Annotated in this window: 9 protein-coding genes; 7 read left to right on the forward strand and 2 right to left on the reverse strand. The window is 43.4% G+C overall.

The genetic code is table 11. The features are described 5' to 3' along the window. Window positions 1–13 precede the first annotated feature (13 nt). The 7 genes from D6856_RS05695 (at window position 14) to D6856_RS05725 (ending at window position 10207) form a co-directional block, all read left to right on the forward strand. The gene (locus D6856_RS05695; protein WP_120686126.1) at window positions 14–1552 is read left to right on the forward strand and encodes a VanW family protein; all 1539 of its coding nucleotides are present in this window, start codon (window positions 14–16) and stop codon (window positions 1550–1552) included. 27 nt (window positions 1553–1579) lie between these two features. Next, window positions 1580–2557, forward strand: coding sequence for an AIR synthase-related protein (locus D6856_RS05700; RefSeq protein ID WP_120686127.1), 978 nt, complete (start codon window positions 1580–1582; stop codon window positions 2555–2557). Between the two features lie 62 nt (window positions 2558–2619). After that, window positions 2620–3108 carry an Lrp/AsnC family transcriptional regulator gene (locus tag D6856_RS05705; protein ID WP_092249626.1) on the forward strand — a complete coding sequence of 163 codons (489 nt, stop codon included), beginning with the start codon at window positions 2620–2622 and terminating at the stop codon, window positions 3106–3108. Then, a complete protein-coding gene (locus D6856_RS05710; RefSeq protein WP_120686128.1) occupies window positions 3105–4262 on the forward strand; it encodes a pyridoxal phosphate-dependent aminotransferase in 1158 nt (385 codons plus the stop codon). The genes D6856_RS05705 and D6856_RS05710 overlap by 4 nt, the downstream gene beginning before the upstream one ends. 263 nt (window positions 4263–4525) lie before the next feature. Then, a complete protein-coding gene (locus tag D6856_RS05715; protein ID WP_120686129.1) occupies window positions 4526–7810 on the forward strand; it encodes a carbohydrate-binding protein in 3285 nt (1094 codons plus the stop codon). Between the two features lie 116 nt (window positions 7811–7926). Further along, window positions 7927–9264 carry a carbohydrate-binding protein gene (locus D6856_RS05720; protein ID WP_120686130.1) on the forward strand — a complete coding sequence of 446 codons (1338 nt, stop codon included), beginning with the start codon at window positions 7927–7929 and terminating at the stop codon, window positions 9262–9264. A 43-nt stretch (window positions 9265–9307) separates the two neighbouring features. Continuing rightward, window positions 9308–10207, forward strand: a complete 900-nt coding sequence (locus tag D6856_RS05725) for a carbohydrate-binding protein (protein ID WP_120686131.1) — start codon at window positions 9308–9310, stop codon at window positions 10205–10207. Between the two features lie 68 nt (window positions 10208–10275). Here D6856_RS05725 and D6856_RS05730 read toward each other — a convergent pair whose 3' ends face one another. Continuing rightward, window positions 10276–11223, reverse strand: a complete 948-nt coding sequence (locus D6856_RS05730; RefSeq protein WP_092246390.1) for a 3'-5' exoribonuclease YhaM family protein — start codon at window positions 11221–11223, stop codon at window positions 10276–10278. A 39-nt stretch (window positions 11224–11262) separates the two neighbouring features. Continuing rightward, on the reverse strand, window positions 11263–12600 hold the full coding sequence (locus D6856_RS05735; RefSeq protein WP_120686132.1) for a S1C family serine protease: 1338 nt from the start codon (window positions 12598–12600) through the stop codon (window positions 11263–11265). Window positions 12601–12752: the final 152 nt, after the last annotated feature.

Here is a 12752-nt window from a genome sequence, read left to right on the forward strand (position 1 = left end):
CAGAGGAAGCATTATGAAAAAACTATTTGGAGGGATTTGCCTCTTTTTCTTACTGGCGTTTTTGATTCCCTCAGCACCTGTAAATGCTGCGGAAAAGACAATCGCAAAAGGGGTCAGCATCGGCAATATAGATGTTTCGGATATGACTGTTGAGCAGGCTGCCGCGACGATTGATGATTATTTTAGCAATCTTCACGAGGCGGAAATTTCGCTTATCGGCGAAGAGGATCAGAAGCTCACGATCACAGGTTCTGAGCTTGGTATATCCTGGGATAACAGAGACGTTGTGGAAGATGCATATGCGCTTGGTCACGAAGGAAATGTGATAGCGAGATATAAGGCGCTCAAGGATCTTGAGGTCAATAACTATAATTTTGATATAGAGTATGGTTTCGACGATGAAGCGATTGCCACAGTACTTGAAAACTGCGCCAAGAATTTTAACAGAGAGACCGTGAATTTCGGCCTTAAAAAGGGCGCGGAAGGATTTGAGATAACAGAAGGCCAGACGGGCTATGAAGTAGATACAGCTGCATCTGCGGAGCTTATCAAGGCTTATGTTAAGGATGCCAAGGTAGGAAGCGGCGAGGAGCTGGCTCTTTCCATAACAGCAAATGAGCCTCTCGGAAGCAGAGAAGAGCTTGCTAAAGTTAAGGATGTTCTCGGATCATATACAACAAGCTATAAGACATCAGGTTCATCCAGAAGTACCAATGTTCAGACCGGTTGTTCACATATAAACGGTGCGACGGTATATCCCGGACAGGAGTTTAATGTGCTTGAGGCGATAACTCCTTTCACAGAAGCTAACGGATATTTGAAGGCGGGATCATATCTTAACGGAACAGTCGTAGAAAGTTTCGGTGGCGGTATCTGTCAGGTATCTACAACACTTTACAACGCAGTGCTTCTTTCAGAGCTTGAAGTTACCGAGAGACATAACCATTCCATGATAGTCAATTATGTTGCTTATTCAGCAGATGCAGCCATTGCGGAGTCCGGCGGTAAGAATTTCAGATTCGTGAACAATACAGATGCACCTATCTATATTGAGGGCTATACAACAAGTGATAAGCACATTACATTTAATATTTACGGGCAGGAGACAAGACCGGCCGGAAGAGCGGTATCCTACGTGAGTAAGACTCTCGAAGAGACAGCTCCTTCAGCGGACCAGATCTTTACAAACGCAGGTATGGGACTTGGACAGGTGAGCGTGCAGTCTGCACATAAAGGTGTAAAGGCGCAGCTTTGGAAGGTTGTTACCGAAAACGGTGCAGAAACCTCGCGTGAGCAGATTAACAGTAGTGTCTACAAGATGGAACCCAGGAAAGTCTCTGTAGGTACGTCCGGGGCAGATGGAAATGACATGGCGCAGCTTAACAACGCTATCGCAACGGGGGATGTCGGAACGATAAAGGCAGTAGCCGGAGCGCTCAAAGCAGCCAAGGACTCGGAAAGTGCAGAGGGCTCGGAAGCAGCTTATCAGGCAGCACAGGATGCGATAAACGCAGCAAATGCACCACAGGAAGAGGCTGAGCCGGAAGAGTGATAAAGAAAAGGACCTTTTAAAAAAGGCATGAAAATAGGAAAGTTATCCGAGAACGCTTTGAAGCGTTCCATACTAAAACCAATAAAGACAGAATTTAAAGAAAGAGTAAGCGCAGCTGTAGGGACAGACTGCGCTTTTTCTGATTCTGAAAAGGTATTTTCCGTGGTGTATCCGTTCATGTTAGATGTGGAGGATGCCGGATTTTATGCCGTTGTTAAAGCCGTTAACGGGCTTTTGTCACAGGGGCTTGTTCCCGACCATGTTGTAGTTTCCATACTTTTGGATACAGATACCGAAGAAAAGAAATTAAAGCTGATCATTAATGACTGTATAGAAGCGTGCAAGAAATGCGATGTGGTTTATGCCGGTGGTCACACGGAAATATCTTCAGCCGTAAAGAGCCCGATCATCACAGTTACAGCAGTGGGAACGGCGGAGGATAAGCATCTTGCGGCAAAGAAAAAAGAACTAAAGCCGGGACTTTCTTTGGTAGTTACGAAGTGGGTAGGCCTTGAGGGCACAGCGATAATAGCGAAGCTGGGCAAGAAAGAACTCACCACCAAATATCCGGCGTCTTTTATTGATGATGCTATTGATTTTAAAGATTATGCACTTGTGGCAAAAGAGGCCGCAGTCGCCATAAAGTCCGGAGCCATAGCCGTTCACGATCTTTCAAACGGAGGAATTTTCGCCGGGCTTTGGGAGATGGCTGAGCGAGCGGGAACCGGACTGAAAGTGGATCTTAAGTGTATTCCCGTCAGACAGGAAACAATAGAGATCTGCGAGTTTTATGAGATCAATCCGTACAGATTATTGTCGGGAGGAGCTCTTTTGATAGCAACTGATGATGGCGAGCAAATGGTAAATGCGCTAAATGAAGCGGGAATCGCAGCATCCGTCATAGGAACGCTTGAAAAGGGAAACGATCGCGTAATAGTAAATGCGGATGAGAGCAGATTTTTGGAACTTCCGCAGCCTGATGAGATACACAAGGTTGTTTGTTGATTTGTTACCGCCTACCTAGTATTATAGTTAGCGGAGAGAATAGAAGAAGAGGAGTGGTTAATATGGGTACAAGAGAAGAAATCTTAAGAATCATAGAGAAGAACAGCCGCATTGATGTTCATGAGCTTAGCGTGATGATCGGAGCGGATGAGATAGCAGTCGCCAATGAACTCAAGGCGCTTGAAGAAGAGGGCGTTATCTGCGGATACCACACAATGGTTGATTGGTCCAAGACAGAAATAGAAAAAGTAAACGCTCTTATAGAAGTAAAGGTTACACCTCAGAGAGGACTGGGATTTGACAGTATCGCTGAGAGAATTTATAAGTATCCCGAGGTTACAAGCGTATATCTTATGAGCGGCGGTTTTGACCTCATGGTTATTCTCGAAGGAAAGACTTTGCAGGAAGTAGCGGGCTTTGTTAATAACAAGCTTGCCACTTTGGATACGGTTCTTAGTACCGCTACGCATTTCATCTTAAAGAAATACAAGGATCACGGAACCATCCTTACCAAGAAGTATGAAGATACAAGGGAGATAATAACACCATGAGAAGTCCTATAGGAAAAAAGGTTGTAGATATAAAACCTTCCGGAATAAGAAAGTTCTTTGATATTGTTCAGGAGACAGAAGGCGCTATTTCACTTGGCGTTGGTGAGCCTGATTTTGATACACCCTGGCACATAAGAGATGAGGGTATTTACTCTCTTGAAAAGGGCAGAACTTTCTATACATCAAACTCCGGATTAAAAGAACTCAGACAAGAAGTATCCAATTATATTAAAAGAACTCAGGGAGTAACTTACGACCCTATAAATGAGATATTTATTACGGTCGGTGGTTCTGAAGCCATTGATCTTGCGCTTCGCGCAATGATAGATCCGGGTGATGAAGTACTTATTCCTCAACCAAGCTACGTTTCATATGAGCCTTGTGCAATACTTGCTGACGCAAAGCCTGTTATTATCGAGCTTAAGGTTGAGAATGAGTTCAGACTTACAGCACAGGAAGTGCTAGATAAGATCACAGACAAGACCAAGATCTTGGTGCTTCCCTTCCCCAACAATCCGACAGGAGCTGTTATGGGAAAAGAAGACCTTGAAGCGATCGCCAAGGTTGTTGTTGATAATGACCTTTATGTAATTTCCGATGAGATCTACGCTGAGCTTACATACAACGGTAAGCACGTATCCATCGTATCTTTGCCCGGAATGAAAGAGAGAACCATTTTGATAAACGGATTCTCCAAAGCTTATGCAATGACCGGTTGGAGACTTGGTTATGCATGCGGTCCCGAAGAGATCATGAAACAGATGGTCAAGATTCATCAGTTTGCTATCATGTGTGCACCCACAACCAGTCAGTATGCTGCCATTGAAGCACTTAAGAATGGTGATGACGACGTCACGATGATGCGTGAACAGTATAATCACAGAAGAAGATATCTTCTCAATGAATTTGAGAGGATAGGTCTTCCTTGCTTTGAACCATACGGAGCATTTTATGTATTCCCGTCTATCAAGAAATTCGGAATGAGCAGTGAAGAGTTCTGTACAAGACTTCTTAAAGAAGAGAAGCTTGCTGTGGTTCCGGGAACCGCATTCGGTGATTGCGGCGAAGGCTACATCAGAATATCTTATGCATACTCAGTTGAGAATTTAAAAGCGGCAATGGAAAGACTTGAGAATTTTATATCGAAGCTTTAAATAATTAAATAAATTTTACCGGGCGCCGGAATGTTATAAAAACATTCCGGCGCCTTTTGCAATTACGAAAAAATCTGCGTTTGTTGAGTTTTTACTTAACAAAATGGCTTTTGTTAAGTAATTATTGCTATTTAGAAGATTAATTTTTGTGCACATTTGCGCATTGTGCACAAAAATATTTTATTGTTACAATAAAAATAGCTTAAACGTTTAAGGGGAATTACTAAAAATTCATTACACTAATCAAGGGGGTGAAACGTTTAATGAAAAGAAAAGTTTCTGTAGTTTTAAGTGCGGCCATGGCAGCAACTACGATCATGGCACAGGGGGTGCCGGCATATGCTGCGCCGGAGATAAGGCCGTACGGAAATGTCGAAGCGGAACTTGATTTCGATCACAGTTATCAAGGAACTGTCACAGACGAATATGATGTTACTTCAGTAAATCTTGAGAGCGGGGACTATTTTTCTACACATTCTGTGAATTTCTCACAGGGAGTCTCAAAGATCACACTAAAAATCAAAGGAACCGGAGCAGGTATCATTGAACTTCGAAAAGGCGACAAAGATGGCGACAAGATAGGAAATGTCAAGTATACCGCCACCGACGAGTTCAAAGAATATGATCTATCCGTATCGGGTATAGATGATCTGGATGCCATTGCATTTGTAAATGTAGCCGGATCCTGCTTGGTAGACAGTTGGACAGCTGAGCCAGGTTCTACATCTGAAGAGCCCGATGAGCCGGAGACACCGGATCAGCCTGATCAGCCGGATGTTCCGGATCAGCCCGACGTTCCCGATGTTCCGGATGAACCCGAACCTTCTCAGGTTGGAATGGTTAATCCTTACGAAAGGGTTGAGGCAGAAGATTCTGCTGAAAGAGTAAGCGCAAAGATCGTACCCAATAAAGAGTCTGTATTTATTGATGATGGCGGATATGTCATTGCCAAGAATGTAGATTTCTCAAAGGGTGTTTCAGAAGTAAAAGTATATGCAAAGTCAACACAGCCCAGAGTTAAGCTCGGTGTCTATGTGGATGGAACCGACACATTGGTTGGTGAGATCAATATCGGCACAGACATGACTTCAGCAGCAACACTTGAAGTTACATCAGCTCTTTCAGGAAAGCACGATGTATATTTCAAGGCAGCAGGCGGTTCTGTTCAGCTCGATGCTTGGGAAGCATCTGAGGGAACAGGAACAGTGGAGCAGCCTCCTGTGGTTGAGCCTCCGGTAAGTGGCGGCGTAAATCCTTATACCACAGTAGCGGCTAAGGATTATGTAGACGATAAGAAAGATGCAATGGTAACACCTATGGGTGCATCCGTAAACATCCTTAAAGAAGGCGGATATTTTGCTGTAAAGGATGTAAATCTTTCAAACGGTGTTTCTTCATTTACAGTTAAAGCCGGAGCAAAAGTGGCTTCTGTAGTTGAGATCAGATTAGATAAAGCTGACGGTGAGAAGATCGCTACAGTTAGAGTTGCGACAGAGGCAAAAGAGATCAAGACTTCCGCATTAACTGATGTTAGCGGAAAGCACACTCTTTACTTTGTAGCAGTAAAAGGTTCAGGAATAAACATTGATACTTGGCAGGCAGAAGCAGGTCAGGGAACAGTAGAGCAGCCGCCTGTAGTAGAGCCGCCTGTAAGTGGAACAGTAAATCCTTACCAGAAGGTTGAGGCAGAGGATTCTGCTGAGCTTAGTTCTGCATTACTTGCACCTAACAAGCAGTCTGTACTTATCAACAAGAACGGATATGCAGTAGCAAAGAATGTAGACCTTTCAAAGGGATTGTCAGCGATCACAGTTATGGCAAAGGGAACTGCAGCAAGCAGACTGGAAGTAAGACTTGATAAGGCTGACGGAGAGCGCATCGCAATGTTCATGGTAGGAACAGACGCTAAAGAGCTTAAGTTCAATACCAAGGCGAGCGTAACAGGAACACACGACCTGTACTTCGTAGATACAATGGATGGAAGCATCACATTTGACTACTGGCAGGCAAAAGCTGCAGACGGAACAGTGGTAACACCTCCTGTAGGTGATAAAGTTAATCCTTATAACAAGGTAGAGGCAGAAAATGCCAACGCTTTAACAGATGCAAAGGTGACACCGAATAAACAGTCCGTAATGATCAATGAAAACGGATACATCCTTGTACAGAACGTTGACTTCTCAAAGGGACTTTCAGGATTTAAGGTATATGCACAGTCATCAAAGCCCGGAGTTAAGCTTAATGTATACTTTGACGATGCAACGACACCTGCAGGAACCGTTAATGTTGGTACAGACATGACTAAGGCATTAGACCTTAATGTTTCTACAGATCTTACGGGTACACATTATATCTACTTCGAAGCAGCGAAGGGAGCAGTAACACTCGATGCATGGCAGGCGGTAGAGAAGTCCGGATCAGTAGTGGTTACACCTCCTGTTGGACAGACTGTAAACCCTTATAACAAGGTAGAGGCAGAAAATTCCAACGCTTTGACAAACGCAATGCTTTCGCCTAATAAGCAGTCCGTAGTTATTAACGACAACGGATACATCCTTGTACAGAACATTGACTTCTCCAAGGGGCTTTCAGGATTTGGCGTATATGCACAGACTAACCTTCCTAAGGTTAAACTCAATGTATATATTGATGATGCTACCGAACCTATCGGAAGTGTTTCTGTTGGAATAGACATGACCAAACCGGTATACATAAAGCTTCCTGCGGGAACAAATGTAACAGGTACACATTATATCTACCTTGAGGCTAAGGGCGGCTCGGTAACGCTTGATTCTTGGAACGCTATGCCGGCAGGATCAACATCGATAGACCAGCCTCCTGTAGTAGAGCCTCCTGTATATGAGGACATCAATCCTTACAACAAGGTTGAAGCAGAATCAATACCTTCAGCAAGCTATACTAATGCAATGCTTACACCTAGCAAGCAGGCTGTAAGTATCATGAACGGCGGAAATGTAGTTGCTAAGAATGTAGTATTCTCTAATGGTGTTTCTGAATTCAAGGTTGTAGCAGGCTCAACCGCTTCGGCAAAGCTTGAAGTAAGACTTGGCTCAGCAACAGGAACACTTCTAGGTTCAGCAACAGTAAGCGGTGATGCTAAAGAGCTTACAATTAAATCATCACAGAATCTGAGCGGTAAGAAAGATATCTACTTTGTATCAGCAAACGGAGTTATTTCATTTGATTCTTGGAAGGTAACAGAGTACAAGGAGCCTGTTGTAACTCCGCCTGTAGTAGAAACAGGAGTTAAGGCTTCATACAAAGAAAATAGTTGGAATGATGGTTATCAGCTCAACTTCACTGTTACTAACAGCTCAGGAAAGACAATTAACAGCTGGAAAGTCAAGGTTAAGAAGAGCGATATCAACGTTTCTCAGAGCTGGTGTGTAAACGTTTCACAGGAAGGTGATTACTATGTATTCACTCCTATGTCATACAACTCTACACTTGCCAACGGTCAATCAACAGAGTTTGGTATGATCGGAAGAGGCCAGGTTGGAAGCACCATTAACTACACGGTTGAATAACCAAAAGAAATAATATGTTATAATAGGCGTTAAATGACGCCATATAGAAGGGGGTTCAGGATTGTCATTAGGCAATCACTGGATCCCCTTTATATTTTTAGGAGGTAAAAGAGTAAGTGAAAAGAAAAGGAAGAGTAGTATTTAGTTGTATAATTGCATCGGCAGTATTTTTGATGCAGAACGTTACGACAATAGCGGCAGACCCGCTTGAGTACACGGGACCGCAGCTTGATCCCTACAAAGGAATCGAGGCGGAGCTTAACTTTGGTACTTCGGGATATGCTCTCGAAGAGGAAGACGTATGGACAAGAAAAGTAATATGCCTTGAGAAGGGCGATTATTTTTACGTCAATGATGTTAATTTTGATAAGGGACTTTCAAAATTAAAGATAAACGCCAGGGGTGGTACGCCGGCAATCATTGAAGTCAGAAGAGATAAAGAAGACGGAAGACTTCTTGGAGAGATTAAAATAAATAAAAGCAAAAAATATGATAACTTTGCTTGTCCGACAGATGATATCTATGGAAAAAATAATATTTATTTTGTATGTACAATGGGAACCTGCTATATAGATGCGTGGATCGCGGAGAAAAAAGCACCTGCGAAAGAGGATATCAACAAGCCTCCGGTAGTTGTGAATCCGTATGAGACCGTTGAAACAGAGACAATGGAAAACGGAGGAGGCTTCTATGATAGGGACGGTACCGAGTATTCGCCGATCAGTGATATGAAGGTGGTTTCACTAAAGAATGTGATGTTTTCAAAGGGACTTAAGGGCATAGAGATAACAGCCAGAACCAGATATTACGATACGGTAATGGAAATTCATCTTGATGATCCCGAAAGCGAACCTATTGGAAAAGCATTGATCAGAACACCTGATTTTGGAACTTGCACAGCATATACATCAAACATCACAGGAATGCATGATGTGTATTTCACGGTTAATAATCCGGTAGATTTTGATTACTGGAGGGCAATCGACAATGCTCCGACGCCAAAGGTCAATCCCGACAAACCGAATGATCCTGAGGAACCGAACCAGCCTGAAGAGCCAACAGAACCTCAGCAGCCCGAAACACCTGAGCAGCCGGAAGTTCCCGAAACACCGGAACAACCGCAGGAGCCTGAAACTCCACAGCAGCCCGAAGAGCCCGCTAAGCCTGCGCTTGAGCTTGAGGGTTCAATAACCGATTGCGGCAACGGCTATCAGGTTAATTTCAAGCTTACCAATAATTCCGATGAGCCGAAAACAGGCTGGAAGATAACAATGGGGAAAGTTGACATCAACATAAAAGACAGCTGGTGTGTAAACATCGAAGAAGATGACAATCTTTATGTGATCACTCCTCAGGGATGGAATACAACTATTGCTCCCGGACAGACCATAGAGTTTGGTATAAGAGGAGAAGGAACACTTAATGAGGACACGGTTCGCTATATGATTGAGTAATCAATTGTATATATAAAAACACTTTTAGGAGGTAAAAGAGTAAGTGAAAAGAAAAGGAAGAGTAGTATCAAGTATTTTATGTGCAGGAACCACGTTTATGCTGATGTGCACAACAGTGGCGGCAGGAGATCCATGGGGACACCGCGGACCCAGCATACATCCGTACGGTGGTGTCGAAGCGGAAGCAAACTTCGGAAGCTCGGTATGTGAGTCCACAGAGGCCGACGGAAGAAAAGTTATGTCACTTGAGGAAGGCGATTATTTCAGAATAATTGATGTTGATTTTGATAAGGGATTATCAGGAATTGATATTAACTACAAGGCTGATGAGCCTTCAATTGTTGAAGTAAGAAGCGGAAAGATAGACGGTCGCCTTATCGCTAAACTTAGAGTAGACGGAACTCATGGCGATTATATGCTTTGTTCCGCTCCGACAAATGGTCTTTCCGGTATAAACGAGATCTATTTCGTATGTACCCACGGTGCATGCTCAATAGATAATTGGACGGCATTCGGAAAAGGCCCTGATGACGCTTCAACCGTTGATCCATATAACTATGTAGAAGCGGAGAATGGAACAGGCTTTGAAGAATCGGCAATTTCAGAAGATGCCGGAAGAAAGGTTGTATCATTTTCAAAGGAAGGTGATTATTTCAAATCTGAAAATGTAGATCTGAAATTTGGAGCGAATTCTTTCATGGTATTGGCTAAGAGTAACAGCCCGGCGGTTATAGAGATAAGAGACGGCGGAATCGATGGAAAATGTTTGGATGAAATTATGGTGAGTGGCACAAATAATGAGTATAAGTGTTATATCGCAGACGAAATCCCAAGCCTTTCAGGTGTTCACGATCTTTATTTTGTAAACGTAATGGGGCAGGCTTCTGTTGATAAGTGGTGCGTATCAAGCATGGTGATAAATGCTTCCGAAGATTGTGAATAAAAACAATTTAAGGAAAACGGATAAATAATAAAACGCCGACCTGCAAATAACAGGTTGGCGTTTTTTATTTACATATCCATCTTGGAATCGTAGATATTGGTTTCAAAGAATTTGTTGTAGCCCTGCCATCCGGGAGTTGTAATGTTACCGAGAAGCTCGGTAAATGTCTCCATCTTGGCATCGGTATTGTCCGCAAGGTTAAGCGCTACCGCTTCAACTATGGAAGGCTTTTTGGGAGAGCCGTATTCGTATTCTCCGTGGTGAGCAAGAATGCAGTGCTGAAGCTCTTGCCTTAGAAGTACGGGGAAATCCGGGATCTCTTTTGCCTTATCACCTACCATCTCGGCGCCCATAACTATGTGTCCGAGGAACTGACCTTCGTCCGTATAATCATTGGTAGGGAAGAGACTTAACTCTCTTGTCTTTCCTATATCATGGCAGATTGCTGCTGTTAAGAGCAGATCTCTTTTTAATATGGGATAAGCTGTGCAGAAATAATCGCAGAGCTTGGTTACGCTCAATGTGTGTTCAAGTAATCCGCCGATAAATCCGTGGTGAACGGTCTTAGCCGCGCTGGATTTTCTAAATGCGGTGATAAATGCTTCATCCTGAATAAAGAATTCTTCAAGGAGCTTTTTAAGATAAGGATTCTTGATCGTTCCGATTATACCAAGAAGCTCTTTGTACATCTCATCATTATCTTTGGAAGAAACAGGTAGATATAAAGAAGGATCATACTCGCCTTCATGGCACCTTCTTGCGCGCTTTACGTTAACCTGTATCGCTCCGTTAAAGCTTGTAACTTCACCGAACACATCGATGTAATCTGTATCGTCGAACTCATCTATTCCATCGCTGTTGGGTTCCCAGATCTTGGCATCTACGGTGCCCGTTTTGTCCTGCAAGATAACAGAATAGTATTCCTTGCCGTTCTTGGTAGTGGCGCTCTGTTTGTGCTTGCACATGTAGATGTCGGCAATTCTGTCGCCGGGAGTAAGATCCTTGATAAACTTCATTTTAAATCCTCATTTCTAATTACTGTATAGTAATAAATTTTAATTATGTGTTGAACTCTTGAGAGTAACTTCCATCTGAATCTCGATATAATCGTTAGGAGACTGCCTCATAACGGTAACTGTTATTATATCATTCGGCTCGCATTGAGCAAGCCTGGATGCAAATTGCTCGTATGAATTAACGGCATAGTCGCCGATCCTTACAATGATGTCGCCGCTCTGAAGTCCTGCGTGCATTGCCGGAGAACTCATTTCAATCTGCGTGATGTAGGCGCCTGCGGGAACATTCTTATCATGTTGAAAATCAATGGGAACCGTTGTTCCGTGGATTCCCAGATACGGCCTGTTCGTAGCATTGGAAAGATTCTCGATCAATGTTTTCATTTCAGAAATACCGATCGCGCTGATGTGGTTCGGTATATCGGTGGGACAGTAGGTCATATCAATAATGCCCACAACCTCTCCGCTTAGATTAACCAGGACACCGCTTCCGGAGGAGCTTCCGCTTATATCCGTTGTGATCAGTTTGTATGATGAATCAACGAGATTAAGAGGCGCTTTGTCCGAGGTGATTATCCCGTAACATATTGAATCCTTAATCCCCATGGGACTGCCGACTGCGATGACGGGTAGTCCGGTAAGATTGCCTGAGTTGGAGCTTCCCAGAGCAGCCGTCGTTATGCTCTTTGTGGTGTGCTCATCAAGATCGGCTTTTTTAACCACGATCACACATTGGTTGGTGACGGTATCCATAAGGTTTAAAGTGGCATCTGCAGTTGAGTTGTCGCAGAATGTCACGCGTATACTCTTTGCATCGGAAGCAGCAGATGAAGGTGCCAAAATATACAGATTGGTGCCGTTATCCGCTACGATTATTCCGGAAGCACTTCCGCTGCTCTCATATGAATCATTGATCCAGTTCGCGTCGCTTGTTACAGAAGTTACCGTAACAACGCTTCTTCCGACTTCATCTGCCACAAGTTTAAGTGATGACATGAGTTTACCGTAGTCGGACTGGGAAAAAGAATATGAGGCAAGCGCTTCGTCTATCTTATTCTTTTCGTCTTCTTCAAGACTCATTGCTTCGCTTGCGGCAATAGCATTGTCATTGGCAAACATCTCCTCGGGAGAGAGCTCGTCGTTTACAGTCTCTTCGGGAAAAGAAATCTTTTCGGGCGAATTCTCGGGATAAAGCGTGTCGTTAAAAACAGGCTGAAGCACCAGGAAAGTAAGGCACGCAACGATGCCGAAAACAACCGCAAGGGAAATCGTAATGATAGTTCTTCTTAGCAGCTTTTTTCTGTTGATCGGACGCTGCTTTATCTTTTCGCTTATAAAGCTGGTATCTTTTTTATTTTCTTCAGGATTAATAGGCATTTTTTTACCTCCGCCGTATTGCTTAATTATAAATGTTTTTTACCTTGAATGCCAGTCCGCGAAAGTGCCGATATTTCTGCGATTTGGCACAACTACACTAGCCACGGTACACTTAAAATGGTAAACTGTACTTTGGATAACTATGTGAAATA

This window comes from Butyrivibrio sp. XB500-5 (assembly GCF_003625505.1).
GTDB lineage: Bacteria > Bacillota > Clostridia > Lachnospirales > Lachnospiraceae > Butyrivibrio.